Source organism: Brevundimonas sp. DS20 (assembly GCF_001310255.1).
Lineage (GTDB): Bacteria > Pseudomonadota > Alphaproteobacteria > Caulobacterales > Caulobacteraceae > Brevundimonas > Brevundimonas aurantiaca.
On record NZ_CP012897.1, the window covers coordinates 960,403 to 976,412 of the forward strand.

At 68.3% G+C, this 16,010-nt stretch carries 17 protein-coding genes, 1 tRNA gene and 1 pseudogene; 8 read left to right on the forward strand and 11 right to left on the reverse strand.

Annotation, left to right across the window (positions count from 1 at the left end; translation table 11 throughout):
- Nucleotides 1-16: 16 nt before the first annotated feature.
- Nucleotides 17-889, reverse strand: a complete 873-nt coding sequence (locus JL11_RS04595) for an isoaspartyl peptidase/L-asparaginase family protein (RefSeq protein ID WP_054764617.1) — start codon at nucleotides 887-889, stop codon at nucleotides 17-19.
- A gap of 141 nt (nucleotides 890-1,030) precedes the next feature.
- On the opposite strand from JL11_RS04595, the gene JL11_RS04600 reads away from it, so the two are divergent.
- Complete coding sequence (locus JL11_RS04600; RefSeq protein WP_054764618.1) at nucleotides 1,031-2,032, forward strand: NADPH:quinone oxidoreductase family protein; 1,002 nt, start codon at nucleotides 1,031-1,033, stop codon at nucleotides 2,030-2,032.
- A 159-nt stretch (nucleotides 2,033-2,191) separates the two neighbouring features.
- On the opposite strand, the gene JL11_RS04605 is transcribed toward JL11_RS04600, so the two are convergent.
- The gene (locus tag JL11_RS04605) at nucleotides 2,192-2,590 is read right to left on the reverse strand and encodes a YkvA family protein (protein ID WP_054764619.1); all 399 of its coding nucleotides are present in this window, start codon (nucleotides 2,588-2,590) and stop codon (nucleotides 2,192-2,194) included.
- A gap of 55 nt (nucleotides 2,591-2,645) precedes the next feature.
- On the opposite strand from JL11_RS04605, the gene JL11_RS04610 reads away from it, so the two are divergent.
- Together JL11_RS04610 and JL11_RS04615 are read left to right on the forward strand one after the other, a co-directional pair.
- Nucleotides 2,646-3,428, forward strand: a complete 783-nt coding sequence (locus tag JL11_RS04610; protein WP_054764620.1) for an SDR family NAD(P)-dependent oxidoreductase — start codon at nucleotides 2,646-2,648, stop codon at nucleotides 3,426-3,428.
- A 266-nt stretch (nucleotides 3,429-3,694) separates the two neighbouring features.
- Nucleotides 3,695-3,769, forward strand: a tRNA-Gly gene (locus tag JL11_RS04615).
- A gap of 72 nt (nucleotides 3,770-3,841) precedes the next feature.
- On the opposite strand, the gene JL11_RS04620 is transcribed toward JL11_RS04615, so the two are convergent.
- Nucleotides 3,842-4,303: a DUF3429 family protein gene (locus tag JL11_RS04620; RefSeq protein WP_054764621.1), complete on the reverse strand. Its 462-nt coding sequence runs from the start codon at nucleotides 4,301-4,303 to the stop codon at nucleotides 3,842-3,844.
- Between the two features lie 147 nt (nucleotides 4,304-4,450).
- Between JL11_RS04620 and JL11_RS04625 the strand changes: the two genes are divergently transcribed.
- The 3 genes from JL11_RS04625 to JL11_RS04635 all read left to right on the forward strand — a co-directional run bounded on the left by JL11_RS04625 (nucleotide 4,451) and on the right by JL11_RS04635 (nucleotide 7,201).
- Entirely contained in the window at nucleotides 4,451-4,807 is a 357-nt protein-coding gene (locus tag JL11_RS04625; RefSeq protein ID WP_054764622.1) for a thiol-disulfide oxidoreductase DCC family protein, read from the forward strand.
- Between the two features lie 3 nt (nucleotides 4,808-4,810).
- Nucleotides 4,811-6,349, forward strand: coding sequence for a cryptochrome/photolyase family protein (locus JL11_RS04630; protein ID WP_054764623.1), 1,539 nt, complete (start codon nucleotides 4,811-4,813; stop codon nucleotides 6,347-6,349).
- Between the two features lie 81 nt (nucleotides 6,350-6,430).
- Nucleotides 6,431-7,201 carry a M48 family metallopeptidase gene (locus tag JL11_RS04635; RefSeq protein ID WP_054764624.1) on the forward strand — a complete coding sequence of 257 codons (771 nt, stop codon included), beginning with the start codon at nucleotides 6,431-6,433 and terminating at the stop codon, nucleotides 7,199-7,201.
- Here JL11_RS04635 and JL11_RS04640 read toward each other — a convergent pair whose 3' ends face one another.
- The 6 genes from JL11_RS04640 to ccmA form a co-directional block, all read right to left on the reverse strand.
- On the reverse strand, nucleotides 7,202-7,456 hold the full coding sequence (locus JL11_RS04640) for a hypothetical protein (protein ID WP_054764625.1): 255 nt from the start codon (nucleotides 7,454-7,456) through the stop codon (nucleotides 7,202-7,204).
- Between the two features lie 69 nt (nucleotides 7,457-7,525).
- Entirely contained in the window at nucleotides 7,526-8,092 is a 567-nt protein-coding gene (locus JL11_RS04645; protein ID WP_054764626.1) for a DsbE family thiol:disulfide interchange protein, read from the reverse strand.
- A complete protein-coding gene (gene ccmD / locus JL11_RS04650) occupies nucleotides 8,089-8,307 on the reverse strand; it encodes a heme exporter protein CcmD (RefSeq protein ID WP_054764627.1) in 219 nt (72 codons plus the stop codon). Before ccmD ends, JL11_RS04645 begins: the two co-directional genes overlap by 4 nt.
- Nucleotide 8,308: 1 nt before the next feature.
- The gene (locus JL11_RS04655; protein ID WP_054764628.1) at nucleotides 8,309-9,028 is read right to left on the reverse strand and encodes a heme ABC transporter permease; all 720 of its coding nucleotides are present in this window, start codon (nucleotides 9,026-9,028) and stop codon (nucleotides 8,309-8,311) included.
- Between the two features lie 57 nt (nucleotides 9,029-9,085).
- Nucleotides 9,086-9,793: a heme exporter protein CcmB gene (gene ccmB / locus JL11_RS04660; protein ID WP_082382596.1), complete on the reverse strand. Its 708-nt coding sequence runs from the start codon at nucleotides 9,791-9,793 to the stop codon at nucleotides 9,086-9,088.
- Nucleotides 9,790-10,413: a heme ABC exporter ATP-binding protein CcmA gene (gene ccmA, locus JL11_RS04665; protein ID WP_054764629.1), complete on the reverse strand. Its 624-nt coding sequence runs from the start codon at nucleotides 10,411-10,413 to the stop codon at nucleotides 9,790-9,792. Before ccmA ends, ccmB begins: the two co-directional genes overlap by 4 nt.
- Before the next feature lie 366 nt (nucleotides 10,414-10,779).
- On the opposite strand from ccmA, the gene acnA reads away from it, so the two are divergent.
- Nucleotides 10,780-13,506 carry an aconitate hydratase AcnA gene (acnA, locus tag JL11_RS04670; RefSeq protein ID WP_054764630.1) on the forward strand — a complete coding sequence of 909 codons (2,727 nt, stop codon included), beginning with the start codon at nucleotides 10,780-10,782 and terminating at the stop codon, nucleotides 13,504-13,506.
- A 111-nt stretch (nucleotides 13,507-13,617) separates the two neighbouring features.
- Here the strand turns inward: acnA and JL11_RS04675 are convergent, their stop codons facing one another.
- Both JL11_RS04675 and JL11_RS17865 read right to left on the reverse strand, forming a co-directional pair.
- Complete coding sequence (locus JL11_RS04675; RefSeq protein ID WP_054764631.1) at nucleotides 13,618-14,079, reverse strand: hypothetical protein; 462 nt, start codon at nucleotides 14,077-14,079, stop codon at nucleotides 13,618-13,620.
- 117 nt (nucleotides 14,080-14,196) lie between these two features.
- Nucleotides 14,197-14,364, reverse strand: a pseudogene (locus tag JL11_RS17865) (ketopantoate reductase C-terminal domain-containing protein); the annotation flags it as partial.
- 163 nt (nucleotides 14,365-14,527) lie between these two features.
- Here JL11_RS17865 and JL11_RS04680 point away from each other — a divergent pair.
- Nucleotides 14,528-16,003, forward strand: coding sequence for a hypothetical protein (locus tag JL11_RS04680; protein ID WP_156314149.1), 1,476 nt, complete (start codon nucleotides 14,528-14,530; stop codon nucleotides 16,001-16,003).
- Nucleotides 16,004-16,010 lie beyond the last annotated feature (7 nt).

Here is a 16,010-nt window from a genome sequence, read left to right on the forward strand (position 1 = left end):
CCTTACCGAGCTGTAATTATCGTCGTTCAAACACCTCGACGCCGATCTCGCCGTCCGGCGTCAGCCAGGCGTGTTTCATTCCCTGGCTGTTGAAAGGGGCGGCGATGTTTCCGGCGGCGTCAAGGGCGATCAGGCCGCCGTCGCCGCCCATCTGGCCGATCTCGTCGATGACGGCCTGGGTCGCATCGGCCAGCGACTGACCGGCGGCGACACGCCAGGCGACCTGGGCGGCGGCGGCGACGCGGATGAAATATTCGCCCTGGCCGGTGCAGGAGGTCGCGGCGTGGCCGTCGGCCCAGGTTCCGGCGGCGGGGATGGGGGTGTCGCCGGCGCGGCCCGGCATCTTGCCGAAGACCCCGGCGGTCGAGGTGGCGGCGGCGAGACGGCCCTGGCTGTCCAGCACGCAAGCGCCGACCGTGCCGTGGCTCAGGGTTCCGGGCGGATGATTGTCCTCGCCCTGACCGGCGCCCGTATACCAGGCGGCCTCGTCGGCGATCGGCTCCAGCCCCTGATCCTGGGCGAACAGGGCCGCGCCCTCGCCCACCAGCATGACGTGGGGGGTGCGCTCCATCACCGCGCGGGCCGCGACGACAGGGTTGCGAAAGCCCTGGAGGGCGGCGACGGACCCGGCCCGTTTCGTCGATCCGTCCATCAGGCTGGCGTCCAGCTCATAGGCGCCGGCCAGATTGGGCGAGGCGCCCTTGCCGGCGACATAGAGGCCGGAATCCTCCAGCATGACGACGGCGGCCGTGGCGACGTCCAGGGCGCTCTCGCCCGCGTCCAGACGCGGTTTCATGGCCTCGACCACCTGGCGCATGTGGGCGACCTCGGCGTCATAGTTGCGTTCGCGCCGGGCGCCGGCGCCGCCGTGGAGGATGAGGGCGGTCATGTCGTCTTCCTGAGCCTGTCTCTGTCGCCTCTTTCAATCGGGCGTGGCGCTCTTTAGCGTCGGGATGAAGGCCGCGCCATGTCGGTCGAACACAAGCGGGCCTCAAGTCGCGCTAAGCGCGGTAGGCCCAAGGGAGGAATAATGCGCGCAGTTCTGTCCAAGGCCGCCGGTGGTCCCGAAACTCTCGTGGTCGAAGACGTGCTCGATCCGACACCCAAGGCGGGCGAAGTGGTCATCGAGGTCAAGGCCGTGGGGATCAACTATCCCGATACGTTGATCATCGAGGACAAATACCAGTTCCGCCCCGAACGGCCCTTTTCGCCCGGCGCTGAGGTGGCGGGCGTGGTCGAGGCGGTGGGCGAGGGCGTCAAGGGCGTGGCCAAGGGCGACCGGGTCATCGCCGTGCCCGGCTGGGGCGGGCTGGTGGAACGGCTGGCGGTCAGGGCCGAGACGGTCATTCCCATGCCCGAGGCCATGAGCTTCGAGGAGGCGGCGGCCCTGATCATGACCTACGGCACCAGCTATTACGCCCTGAAGGACCGGGCGCAGCTGAAGCCGGGCGAGACCCTGCTGGTGCTGGGCGCCGCAGGCGGCGTCGGCGCCGCCGCCGTGGAGCTGGGTAAGGCCATGGGCGCTCGCGTGGTCGCCGCCGCCTCGACCAATGACAAGGTCGAGTTCGCCCTGGCGCTGGGGGCCGACAACGGCCTGATCTATCCGACCGGGCCGATGGACAAGGCGGCGCAGAAGGAACTGTCCGGCGAGTTCAAACTGGCGACCGGGCGGGACGGGGCCGACGTCGTTTATGACGCGGTCGGCGGCGACTACGCCGAGCCGGCGCTCAGGGCCATGGACTGGAACGGCCGCTATCTGGTCGTCGGCTTCCCGGCGGGCATCCCGGCCCTGCCGCTGAACCTGACCCTGTTGAAATCGGTGTCGGTGATCGGGGTCTTCTGGGGCGCGGCCGTGGCGCGCGATCCCAAGGGCCACGCCGCCAACATGGCCGAGCTGATGCAGATGTACGCCGAGGGCAAGATCAAGCCGCGCGTGTCCAAGACCTTCCCGCTGGAGAAGGCGGGGGCGGCGATCAAGGCCTTGGGCGACCGTCAGGCCCTGGGCAAGATCGTGGTGGTCGTAGGGGATTAAATCAGACCCTCTCCCGCTTGCGGGAGAGGTGTCGCGGCGTCCGCGTAGCGGACCAGCGACGGAGAGGGGAGTTTCGCCAAAAGGAAGACTTCCCCCATCGTCAGGCGTGTCGCTGCGCGCCACGGCCTGACACTTCCCCCGCGAGCGGGGGAAGGTCGGTCATCCGCCCCTCAGCCGCTCAACCGCCTCTTCGGCCTGGTCGCGGTGGCGGCGTTTGATGTTGGCGCCCAGGGTGGCAATCAGGGCGGCGATGACCGCCGCGTCGTCGGTGTAGCCTATGCCGGCGAACAGGTCGGGAATGGCGTCCACCGGCATGACGAAATAGGCCAGGGCGGCGAAGATCATCCCCTTGGCCGGAAGCGGAGTCTGGGGATCGCGGGCGGCGTACCAGGCGGCCAGGGCCTGATCCGCGAAGGGGATGCGTGCCGCCGTGCGCTGGATCTTGGGCCAGAAGCCGCGCGTCACCCGCGCCTCATTGACCTTCACCACGGTCGGGACCAGGGCCTTTTTCGGGTCCAGGGCGTCTTCGGGCGAGACGGGTTTGGCTTTGGCGGTCATGGCCGCTAAATCCTCAAACGAAACTCAGGTTCATTACAACATAGGAAAGACCGAGATGAAACTCGACAGCAGCATCGCCGCCGTGGTCACGGGCGGGGCGTCCGGCCTCGGCGAAGGCACGGCCCGCGCCATCGCCGCCACGGGCGCCAAGGTGGCCCTGTTCGATCTGAACGCCGAGAAGGGCGAGGCCATTGCCGCCGAGATCGGCGGCGTCTTCTGCCAGGTGGACGTGACCGACGACGCCTCGGTGGCCGCCGCCTTCGAAAAGGCGCGCGCCGCCCACGGCCAGGAGCGGCTGACCGTCAACTGCGCGGGCATCGCCACCGGCATGAAGACCGTCTCGCGCAAGAAGGACACCGGCGAGATCAAGGCCCACGACATGGCCCAGTTCGAACGCACCGTGCGGGTCAATCTGTTCGGCACCTTCCGCGTCCTGTCGCAGTCGGCGGCGGGCATGGTGACCCTGGAGCCCATGGCGGACGGCGAGCGCGGCCTGATCGTCAACACCGCCTCGGTGGCGGCCCAGGACGGCCAGATCGGCCAGGCGGCCTATTCGGCCTCCAAGGGCGGGGTCTACGCCATGACCCTGCCGATCGCGCGCGACCTGGCCCAGGAAGGGGTGCGCTGCAACACCATCCTGCCCGGCATCATGTGGACGCCGATGATGGCCGGCATGGACCAGAAGATTCAGGACGCCCTGGCCGCCGCCATCCCCTTCCCCAGCCGTCTGGGCACGCCCGCCGACTACGCCTCCCTGGTGCTGGAGCTGGCGCGCAACGTCTATATCAACGGGGAGTGCATCCGCCTGGACGGGGCCATACGTTTGGCGCCGCGCTGACATCTTTAGCGCGCTATCGCTCGCCGCGCGGCGGCTCGCTGCTTGAGCGCGGAAGGGCGCTACGCTCGCGATGCGTTCCCGCCTTCGCGGGAATGACGAGGCTCGCTGCTTGAGCGCGAAGGGGCTCCGGCCGTGATCAAAAGGCGGTCTCTCAGCCTCAAGCAGCACGAAGTGCGATAGGCCGAAAAAAAGGGGTTGCGGTCCGCCGCAACCCTCCGCTATACGCCCCCTCCTCGACGGGGCGCACACTTAGCGCCTTACGGATTGCGGGCGTAGCTCAGTGGTAGAGCACAACCTTGCCAAGGTTGGGGTCGGGCGTTCGAATCGCCTCGCCCGCTCCATGTCGGGATGCAAAATCAGGGGCCTGTCGTTCTCGGCAGGCCCCGATTTTTTGCCTGAAACCCAACGATGTCTCAGAGCAGGGCGGCCGCCAGCGTCAGGGCGCCGAGGCCCAGAGACAAGGGTAGCCGCAGCCCCAGCCAGCCCTCGGGCGTCAGGCCCAAGGCCTTCAGCCGGAGATCGACCAGGACGCTGAGGGCGATGAAGCCGCCCAGCAGGCCCAGCGACAGTCGGAGATCGCTCTCGCCCGCCGCGAGGGGCCAGGCCGCAGCCAGGGCCAGCAGCGACGGAAGCACCGCCACGCCCCAGACCCAGGCGGGGGCCTTGCCGCGCGCGGCCGCCGCCAGTCCCCACCAGACCCCGCCCAGGAAGCTGAAGATCAGGGCGGCGTAACCAAAGGCCAGACCCAGGGCCAGGGGGCGCAATTCGGCCCCGCCGCCGACCAGCAGGGCGACCGCCGCCGCCTGGGGCAGCAGGCCCGAGAAGCCCAGCTGGCGGGCGAGGGAGGGAAGGCGGGCGGGGGCGTTCGTGTCCATCTCGATCCGGCGTCTGTGCGGGGAGGCAAATCCGATCCCCGGCGCCGGTTCGTATATCACGATCACCGCGCGCCGCGCCCTCCGGAAGCTCTCCTCCCCGATGATCCGACGTTCAGCCCGCCCCGCGCCCTGTTCTGAACCAAGCCGATGAGCCGGCTGGTCGTCTGGCACGACGGGGCCTGTCCCCTGTGCCGCCGCGAGATCGTCCTGATGCGACGGCTGGATCGCCGCGGCGTCATCGAATTCGTCGATGTGGCGGGCGACGGGGATGTCGCCTGCCCGCTGGATCGCGAAACCTTGCTGGCCCGGTTTCATGCACGCGAGGACGGGCGGATCCTGTCGGGGGCGGCGGCCTTTGCGGCCATGTGGCGGGCCATTCCCCTGCTGCGGCCGCTGGGCCTCGCGGCGCGGTCGCCGATTGTGCTGGCGGGGCTGGAGGCGGCCTATCGCCTGTTTCTGAAGGTGCGGCCCCGGCTTCAGGCCCTGGCGCGAAGGGCAGGTTGAGGCGTGGCGGTTCTGAGACTGGTGCTGGGCGATCAACTGTCGGACAGGCTGACCGCCCTGGAGGGGCTGGATCCCGCCGCCGACACGGTGCTGATGGCCGAGGTGCGCGACGAGGCGACCTATGTCCGCCATCACAAGCAGAAGATCGCCCTGGTCTTCGCCGCCATGCGGAACCACGCCGAACGGCTGAGGGCTCGGGGCGTGCGGGTGCGCTATGTGGCGATCGACGATCCGGACAACAGCGGCTCGATCACCGGCGAACTGGCGCGGGCCCTGGATGCGGGCGTCTATGACCGCGCCGTCCTGACCGAATGCGGGGAATGGCGCCTGGCCGAACATCTGGCGGCCTTCGCCGAAGGGGCGGGCCTGCCCGTGGAGATCCGCGAGGACCGGCGGTTCCTGTGCTCACACGACCGGTTCCGGCGCTGGGCCTCGGGCAAGTCGCAGCTGCGGATGGAGTTCTTCTATCGCGAGATGCGGCGCGCGACCGGTCTGCTGATGGACGGCGATCAGCCGGAGGGCGGGCGCTGGAACTATGACGCCGAGAACCGCAAGAAGTTGCCGCGCGGGGTGAGGCCGCCCAAACGCCTGCGCATCACGCCCAACGCGATAACACAGTCGGCCATGGCGGACGTCGCCTGCCTGTTTCCCGATCATTTCGGCGCCCTGCACGATTTCGGCTGGCCGACGACGGCCGAGGAGGCCGAGACGGTTCTGGAGGATTTCCTGGCGAACATCCTGTCCGGCTTCGGCGACTGGCAGGACGCCATGGCGGAGGATCAGCCGTGGATGTGGCACGGGCTGATCTCGACGTCGTTGAACCTGGGCCTGCTTGATCCGATGGACGTCTGCCGCCGGGCCGAGGCGGTCTATCGCGCCGGACGGGCGCCGTTGAACGCGGCCGAGGGCTTTATCCGCCAGATCCTGGGCTGGCGGGAGTTCGTGCGCGGAATCTACTGGCTGAAGGCGCCGGAATATCGGGCAAGGAACTTCCTGGACGCGGACCGGAATCTGCCCTGGTTCTACTGGTCGGGCGAAACCGACATGGCCTGCGTGGCCGATGTGGTGAGGACGACGCGGGAGAACGCCTACGCCCACCATATCCAGCGGCTGATGGTGACGGGCAACCTGGCCCTGCTGCTGGGCGTGCATCCGGATGCGGTCGACGACTGGTATATGGCCGTCTACGCCGACGCCTATGAGTGGGTGGAGATGCCCAATACGCGGGGCATGGCCCTGTTCGCGGACGGCGGGATCGTGGGGTCGAAGCCCTATGCGGCTTCGGGGGCCTATATCGACCGGATGAGCGATTACTGCGGCGGCTGTCGCTATGATGTGAAGAGCAAGAGCGGCGACGCCGCCTGCCCGTTCAACCGGCTGTACTGGGGCTTTCTGGAGCGGAATCGGGGCCGGCTCAGGGACAATCCGCGCCTGGCCATGCCCTATCGGACCCTGGACGGTTTTGGGGAGGCGAGGCGGGCGGCCCTGGCGGCGGAAGCCGAGGCGTGTCGCACCCTGCTGGGCGCGACGCCCAGGGACTGAGGGGCAGCTTGGCGGGAACCTCGACGGGAGCTGCGGGATTTGCTTGGCTGTTTCCCCGTTCGAGCCAGAGAGGTCGCCTCCATGATCGCCCTTCGCCGCCCCGCCTCCCGTCTTCCTGTCCGTCTGCTGGCCGCCGCCGTCGCGGCCTCGGCCCTGTCGGCCTGCGCCTATAATGAGGCGCTCGGTCGCAACCAGCTGCTTCTGGTCGACAACGCCGCTCTGGCTCAGCAATCGAACGCCGCCTGGCGCGAGGCGATCAGCAAGCCGGGCGTCCAGACCTCGGGCGCCCAGGTCGATCGCATCCGTCGCGTCGGCAACCGTCTGGTCCAGGCGGCGGGCCTCGGCGACCGGACCTGGGACTATGCGGTCTTCAGCGAGAAGAGCCCGAACGCCTTCGTCCTGCCGTCCGGCCAGATCGGCGTGACCGACAGCCTGCTGGCCCTGGTCCAGAACGACGACCAGTTGGCGACCGTGATCGGCCATGAGATCGGCCATGTCGTCGCCAACCACGCCGCCGAGCGGGCGTCGAGCCAGGCGGCGACCTCCATCGGCCTGGCGGCCGTCGGCGGGGCGGCGGGGCGTTACGGCGACGCGGTCAACGCCTATGGCGGTCTGGCGGCCCAGTACGGTCTGCTGCTGCCCTATTCACGGCGCGACGAGCTGGAGGCCGACCGGCTGGGCGTGGACTATATGCAGGCCGCCGGTTTCCGCCCGTCCCAGGCCGTGGCCCTGTGGCGGCTGATGGCGGCCCAGCGTCAGGCCAGCATTCCGCAGTTCGCCTCGACCCACCCGTCGGACGCGACCCGGATCGACCTGCTGCAGCAATATATCGCCGGCAAGGGCTGGAGCTGATCAGACCTTGATGTCAAGATAGGTCCCCGGACGCATGATCCGGGGCGGCTGTCCGTCGGTCGATGGCGAGGGCGGGGTCGGCCGCGTCGGGCTTGCGGCGGGCGTCTGAGGCTGGATCGGAGCAGCCTGGATCGGATTGGTCTGGACCTGGTTCAGGGCCGCGCGGAAGAAGGCGGCCTGGGCGTTGCGCGCCGACGAGGTCTCGCCGCCGGACGGCGGAAGGGTCTGGGGCAAACCTGGACGAATCGCGCTCATAGCCAACCGTTAACGCATCGCGGGGCGACAATCGTTAACAAGATCTCAGGAAAGAAGGTTAATCCCGGCTTAACGGCTGCTTTTTGAAGGCGGGGCGCGGGCCGGCGCCTGCATGGAGGCGACCAGCCGCTCGATGTCGGCGTCGTTCAGCAGGGGGCCGGACTGTTTGGCGGTGATCCGGCCCATGGCGTCCACGGCGAAGGTCTCCGGCACGCCGGATATGCCCAGGTCCAGCCCGGCCCGACCTTCGCGATCGACCAGGACCATGGAATAGGGATCGCCCAGCTCGTCCAGGAAGGCGCGGGTGGCGACCGGCTCGTCCTTATAGGCCACGCCGACGACGGCGATCCCGCGCGCCTTGAGGGCCAGAAGCTTGGGGTGTTCGATCCGGCAGGGGGCGCACCAGGAGGCGAAGACATTGACCAGCATGGGCCGTCCCACTCCGGCGGTCTTCAGGTCCAGATTGCCCGGCCCGGCCGTGTCGCCTTCCAGCATGGGCAGGACGGTCTCGGGGATGGGCTGGCCGACCATGGCGTCGGGCTTGAAGGCCGGATCGCGCTTCAGCGACCAGCCGGCGAACAGGGCGAACAGGGCGACCGCCACGACGAGCGGCAGCAGGGCCAGCCAGCGGTTCATTTTAAGGGCCCTATCGCGCTTTGCGCTGCTTGAGGGCGCGGGGAGACTGCCGCGTCTGATGTCGCGCTCTGGTCTTTTTCCAGACGCTCGAGTTCGCGCTTCCATTTGCGCGAGGCGACGACGGCGCGGGCCGTCAGGGCGGCCAGCACCAGGGCGCTGACGCCCCAGGCAGGCCAGACGAAGGCGGCGTAGGGCGCCATGTCGAGGTCGAGCATCTTAGGCCTCCAGCGCCTTTCGCGCGCGCAGGGAGAGGACGCGGCGGCGGCGGATCTCGGTGCGGATCGCCGTCAGCCACAGGGCCGCGAACAACACCCCATAGGCCGCCAGCATGGTCAGGAAGGGGGGCAGATAGACGGGGTCTAGGCCCGAGGCGCCCGGCGTCAGGAAGCTGGCCGGCTGGTGCAGGGTGTTCCACCAGTCGACCGAGAATTTGACGATGGGCAGGTTGATCAGCCCGACCAGGCCCAGGACGGCGGCGGCGCGGGCGCCCTTCTGCTCGTCGTCGATCGAGGCCCGAAGCGCCATATAGCCGAGATAGAAGAGGAACAGCACCAGGACGCTGGTCAGGCGCGCGTCCCAGACCCACCAGGTTCCCCACATGGGCTGGCCCCACAGCGAGCCGGTGAAAAGAGCCAGGGCGGTGAAGGCGGCGCCGGGCAGGGCGGCGGCCCGGGCGGCGGCGTCGGCCAGGGCGTGGCGGAAGACCAGGGCGAAGAAGCTGGAGACCCCGAGCGCCGCATAGGCCCCCAGGCCCAGGCTGGCGGCGGGCACATGGACGAACATGATCCGCACCGTGTCCCCCTGCTGATAGTCGGCGGGAACGGTGAAGCTGAGCCAGGTTCCAACCGCCAGCAGGACGGCGGCGGCCGTCCACAGCACCGGCGTCAGCGGGCCGGTGAAGCGCATGAACCGCTGCGGATTGGACAGGCCGAACATGGTGTCAGCGATTACGCGGCGGGACGGCGGCGGGCAAGCGGCGTGTCACGGCGTCCCCTAGCCTTGGGCGTTCCTGACCGCCGCCGCCCCGGCGAAGGCGGCGATGACCCCGGCGAACAGGACGTAGGCGGTAAGGAAGGCCAGGGCCGGGGCCGGCGACTGGCCGGACGCCGCCCGCTCCAGCGCCCCGGCGCCGAACACCACGGGCGGGATGAACAGGGGCAGGACCACGACGGCGATCAGCAGGCCGCCCCGCTTGGCGCCCAGAGCCAGGGCGGCGCCCAGGGCGCCGGTCAAGGCGAAGCCCGCCCCGCCGATCAGGGCCGACAGGGCGGCGAGGGGCGCCAGCGAAACCGGCAGGCCCAGGGCCAGGGCGGCGACCGGCGCGGTCAGGGCCAGGGGCAGGCCGACGGCGATCCACTGGGCCAGGGCCTTGATCAGAACCACCGATTCCAGCGGCAGATGGCCGATGGCCAGCAGGTCCAGCGCCCCGTCCTCCAGGTCCCGTTCGAACAGCCGCTCCAGCGACAGCAGCGAGGCTAGCGCCAGGGCCAGCCAGGCGATCCCGCCCGCCACCGGCGAAAGCGTGCGCGGATCGCCCCCCGCCGCCAGGGGCAGGACGGCGGTCAGGCAGGCGAAGAAGCCGCAGGCCAGAAGCGGGCCGCCCCCGCCGCTCCAGGCCAGGTCCAGCTCCCGTTCCAGCAAGACGCGCGTCGCGCCCCGCAGGCCGGGCGGGCGGGGTTCGGCGTCCACCGGCCGCCTCACGCCAGACCTCCCAGGTCCAGGGTGCGGGCCGGGATGGGCAGGGGGTCGTGGACGGCGGCGAGGATCAGGCCGTCGGCGTCGAGGTGACGGCGCATCTGGTCGGCGAAGACGGCGCGCCAGCGGGCGTCCAGCGGGGCCATGGGCTCGTCCAGCAGCCACAGGGCGCGGGGCGATCCGACCAGCCGGCCCATGGCCAGACGACGGCGCTGGCCGGCGGACAGGCGCCGAACCTCAAGGTCCAGCAGGGGCTCAAGGCCGAACGCCTCGACGGCGTGATCGAAGCCGGTCTGGGTGTGGCCCAGCCAGTCGCACTGGAAGCCCAGCTCCCGGCGGGCCGTGCGCCCGGTCTTCAGTCCGTCCTGGTGGCCGAGGAAATGCACTTCGCGCCCGCGCGCCAGATGATCGTCCAGCCGATTGCCGTCGCCGTCGTGAAAGGCGATCTCGCCCGCGTCGGGGCGCAGCAGGCCGGCGACGGTCCGCAGCAGACTGGTCTTGCCCGCCCCGTTGGCGCCGGTCAGCGCCACGGCCTCTCCGGCGCGCAGATCAAGGCTCAGGCCCGAGAACAGGCGACGCTCGCCGCGCGAGACGGTCAGGTCGGAGATCGAGAGGGTGTGGATCATGGGACCATCTCTCTCCCCCCGCGGGGGAGGGGGGGCGCGCAGCGACCGAGTGGGGGCGGCCCGGCGTGGATGCGCTGTTTTGCGCCGATCAGGTCCGTGGGGCGTCGCCCGGCCCTTCCCACCCGGCCTCGCTTCGCTCGCCCACCCTCCCCCGAGGGGGGAGGGAGATAGAAGGCTGTTTTGAGAACCCTTCTCAATGTCCACGTCGGGGGTGTGGACACATGGACGGTGCGATCGAGCGGGTCTATAGGCACGCTTGCCGCAGCAGGCTTTCGCCGCGCGCGCAGGGGCCCTGTGAGCCGCTGCGTCTGCCGCGCGAAGGCGCAACCGGATTGTCGGGCGGCGCTGACCAGAGGAAAACTCTCCATGCCGTCGATCGACAGCTTCAACACCCGCCAGGACCTTTCCGTCGGGCGCAAGAAATACGCCTATTACAGCCTTCCGGCCGCCGAGGAAGCGGGTCTGGCCGGGATTTCCCGCCTGCCGCGCTCGATGAAGGTGCTGCTGGAGAACCTGCTGCGCAACGAGGACGGCGTCTCGGTGACGCAGGACGACCTGAAGGCCGTCGCCGCCTGGGTCGAGAACAAGGGCTCGGTCGAGCACGAGATCGCCTTCCGCCCCGCCCGCGTCCTGATGCAGGACTTCACGGGCGTGCCCGCCGTGGTCGATCTGGCCGCCATGCGCGACGCCATGAGCGCCCTGGGCGCCGACGCCGCCAAGATCAACCCGCTGGTGCCGGTCGATCTGGTCATCGACCACTCGGTCATGGTCGACCACTTCGGCACGCCCAAGGCCTTCGGCCAGAACGTCGAGCGCGAATATGAGCGCAACATCGAGCGCTACAACTTCCTGCGCTGGGGTTCGTCGGCCTTCAACAACTTCCGCGTCGTGCCCCCCGGCACCGGCATCTGCCACCAGGTGAACCTGGAGAACCTGGCCCAGACCGTCTGGACCCTGGAAGAGGGCAAGAAGACCGTCGCCTATCCCGACACCGTCGTCGGCACCGACAGCCACACGACCATGATCAACGGCCTGGCCGTTCTGGGCTGGGGCGTCGGCGGCATCGAGGCCGAGGCGGCCATGCTGGGCCAGCCGATCCCGATGCTGATCCCGGAAGTCATCGGCTTCAAACTGACCGGCCGTCTGCCGGAAGGCACGACCGCCACCGACCTGGTGCTGACCGTCACCCAGATGCTGCGCAAGAAGGGCGTGGTCGGCAAGTTCGTCGAATTCTTCGGCGACGCCCTGCCGAACATGACGATCGAAGACCAGGCGACCATCGCCAACATGGCCCCGGAATACGGCGCCACCTGCGGCTTCTTCCCCGTCTCGGCCGCCACCATCGGCTATCTGACCGCCACCGGCCGCGACAAGGCGCGCGTCGCCCTGGTCGAAGCCTACGCCAAGGCCCAAGGCCTGTGGATCGACGAGACCTCGGAAGACCCGGTCTTCACCGACGTGCTGGAGCTGGACCTGGCCACGGTCGTGCCGTCGCTGGCCGGCCCCAAGCGTCCCCAGGACCGCGTCGAACTGACCGCGGCCGCCCCGGCCTTCGAGACCGCCCTGACCGAGGTCTTCAACCGTCCCGCCGACGCTCCGCGCGCGGCCGTCGAGGGTGAAGGCTTCACCGTCGGCGACGGCGATGTGGTCATCGCCGCCATCACCTCCTGCACCAACACCTCCAACCCCTCGGTCCTGATCGCCGCCGGCCTGGTGGCGCGCAAGGCCAACGCCCTGGGTCTGAAGGCCAAGCCCTGGGTCAAGACCTCGCTGGCCCCCGGCTCGCAGGTCGTCACCGACTATCTGACCGACGCCGGCCTGCAGAAGGACCTGGACGCCCTGGGCTTCAACCTGGTCGGCTACGGCTGCACCACCTGCATCGGCAACTCGGGCCCGCTGGACCCGGCGATCTCGAAGGCGATCAACGACAACGCCCTGGTCGCCACCTCGGTCCTGTCGGGCAACCGCAACTTCGAAGGCCGGGTGAACCCCGACGTCCAGGCCAACTATCTGGCCTCGCCACCGCTGGTCGTGGCCTACGCCATCGCCGGCTCGATGCGGATCGACATCACCAAGGATCCGATCGGTCAGGACAAGAACGGCAATGACGTCTTCCTGAAGGACATCTGGCCCACCACCCAGGAAATCGCCGACATTCAGCGCAAGTCGGTCACCCCGGCCATGTTCGCCAAACGCTACAAGGACGTGTTCAAGGGCGACAAGCACTGGCAGGCGATCAAGGTCGCCGGCGGCCAGACCTATGAGTGGGACGACGCCTCCACCTATGTGGCCAACCCGCCCTATTTCGACGGCCTGTCGATGGAGCTGACCCCGGTTCAGGACGTGGTCGAAGCCCGCGTTCTGGCCATCTTCGGCGACTCGATCACCACCGACCACATCTCCCCGGCCGGTTCGATCAAGAAGACCTCGCCCGCCGGCGTCTATCTGACGAACCACGGCGTCGAGGCGGCCGAGTTCAACAGCTACGGCGCCCGCCGCGGCAACCACGAAGTCATGATGCGCGGCACCTTCGCCAATATCCGCATCAAGAACCGGATCACGCCCGAGATCGAGGGCGGCGTGACGAAGCACTTCCCGTCGGGCGACACCATGTCGATCTATGACGCCGCCATGCGGTATCAGTCGGAAGGCCGGCCCTTGGTCGTCTTCGCCGGCAAGGAGTACGGCACCGGCTCGTCGCGCGACTGGGCGGCCAAGGGCACGCGCCTCTTGGGCGTTCGCGCCGTCATCGCCGAAAGCTTCGAACGCATCCACCGTTCGAACCTGGTCGGCATGGGCGTGGTGCCGCTGCAGTTCAAACAGGACGGCTGGCAGAAGCTGGGCCTGACCGGCGAGGAGATCGTCACCATCCGCGGCCTGTCCGACGCCAATGTCGGCAAGCTGCGCCCGCGCCAGGACCTGTGGGTCGAGCTGTTCCGCCCGTCGGACGGCAAGATGGCCCGCTTCCCGGTCCGCTGCCGCATCGATAACCAGACCGAGATGGACTATCTGCTGGCCGGCGGCGTCATGCCCTACGTCCTGCGCAACCTCGCGCGCGGCCCGGAAACCGAGGCGCCGATCGCGGCCGAATAGGCAGCGGTTCGCCGAGATACAAAGAGGGCCGGCGGAGCGATCCGCCGGCCCTTTTCGTTGGGCGCCATGCCGCGCCGGTTCTGCCTTGAGGTCACGCGAACGGACCTCGCCTTACCGGACGGTCGATCCGAAGATTTGAGCACACAGGCCATGCCCGGTACGGGCGCCTGCGTCGCTTTGGTTCGGAGCTCCTGTGTCAAGCACCAGCGGCGCAATCTCGTCGATCCCAATGCGATAGCGGCCCACCACGCGATCATTGTCTGCTGGATCGGTCAACTCGAACGTGGTGACGAGATGGGCGCGATCCGGCTGTTCGATATGCGCTCTGAGGTCGAGTTCGCGATCCCCGGTGGCGCAATGGTTCAACGCCGCTCGCAAATCCTCGCTGAAATGGGGCAGGGGCATGTTGTAAAGGCTGGCCGAGGTTATGTTCATGTTTCGTACGCGCGCCTGGGCGGCGAGGTCGGAAGAAGGAGCGAATTCAGCGCCGCCGGAAATCGCTTTCGGCGTGGCGGCGCAGCCTGCGGCGCCGATGACGACTCCAAACACAATCGCCGCCCGATATTCCGCCATCTTCGTCCCCAAGCACAACCTGATCGTGACGACCTTATAGCCGGAGGGCGAGTGGCGCTACGTCCATGTATTTCGCCGTTTGCAGGTGTCGCTCTCCCTGGCCTGACGCGCCGCACCTTAAAGCGCAGCGGCGTTCAGCAGGGCGATGATCATGGCGTTGGCGAGTGTCGCTACGCCATGGCGGGCGTCCAGGCGGACGATGACCCGTTGCGGGCGTCCAGCTCCAGGGGGGGCGGCGGCGCGGTCGGCGTGGAGCGAGTTGACCCCGTCTGGGTCAGCGGAGCGATCCGCCGGCCCTTTTCGTTTGATTTCCGCGCGCGTTCAGGTTGAGTGTCTCGGACGGCCTGGGGGTAATTTAATGTCGTTCGCGTGGTGCGCCTTAATTCTTGGGCTTGTCGGTTCACAGATCGAACCTCCTTCGTCGCCCGCGCCGACGGCGGAGGCTGTCTTGACCCAGACGTCTGAAGGCATGGTCGTGAGATACGCACTGTCCGCGCCCTCAGACAGTTTCGCATTCGCGGACAAGGACATCATCCGAGATCAGTGGCGCGTGACGACGCCCGGACTGAAGCTTTCGGACGGCGTCGTGACGGGGGATGGGCCGATCTCCGGGTTCGAGCTTATGATCACTCCCGATCTCGCAGAGGTTGACCGCGTCTATGTGGGGCTGAGCCGAACCGGAAACGGCTTCGTCCTCTATGGCCCCGGTTTGAAGGGCGAGGGTATTTCGACCACCCTGAGGGCCGAAATAGACGGCGCGTCCGTCGCCGTGCCGTCCAGCGACGCGATAGATGGATACGTCTTTGTCGGGCCCAAGGACTATGTCGCCGACTACGGCGACGCCTTGGTGATCGCCCCGCCGCAATTGGCGTCTGAACTGGACCAGTCCATCCGCAACGAGTTTGCCGGGTCGCGAGCGTTTTATCGGTCGCGGTTGGGTATCGCTCCGACCTTGAAGCCCGTGCTCGTGGTCAGCGTCGATAGTCCGGGGCCTTCGGCGTTCAGGGGGGACGTCACGGATACGGGCGTCATATCCCTACGTTTCAAAGGAGAAGGATGGCGGTCCGCTCAAGAGGAGGTGTCGCCCTTCGTCTGGCATGAGGCCTTCCATCTGTGGAACGGTCACGGCGTGCACAACAGGGACGGAGATACGGCCCCCTGGCTGCATGAAGGTTCCGCCGAGTATGCCGCAATCACGGGGCCGGTCTCCAGCGGCGGCATGTCGGAAGATCAAGCTCGCGCCCGGATGAGTACAAAAATGAACGGCTGCCGCCGCACGTATCAGAACGCAGGTGGGCGACGGCCGGCGCTGAGATCCGGCAGCGCTGTCTACGACTGTGGAACGGTGGTTCAATGGATCGCCGACTTGGAACTCCGGCACGCCGGCAAGGGCGATTTCTTTTCCTTGTGGGGGAGAATGTTGGAAACCGCCCGCAGCCAAGCCGACGGGTTTGGCACGGCCGAGTTTCTGGCGGCCTTGTCCGACACAAGCGCCGTACACCTGGTTCTGGACCCGCAGGTAGAAGGGCGTTGGGACAAAATCCGAGACCGTCTGGCGGACCTGGGCGTGACGGTCGTCAACGCACCCACGGATCAGGAGTTTATGGCGGCGGCGCTCTTTCACGTCGCAAAGGCCAACTGTCTCACAGGCTCCTATGGCTTCTACAACGAGCCTGGGGCGTTGAAGCTTGATGGAGAGAATTGCGGCCCCTTGTCCGGCGGGCCGATCATTGATTCTGTCGAAGGTTTCAATCCCCAAGCGGTTGGTCAGGCCATGTTCGACGCCGTAAAGGCGCGCTGCGCGGCGGGGCAGTCGGTGCGCTATCGGACGCGGGACGGGCGCACCCTGGAGGCGGCGTGTCCAACAGAGCCTGCGGTCCCGCAGGCGTGGCGGATCGTGGAAGCGCCGAGCTTCGGTCGCTGAGACGCCC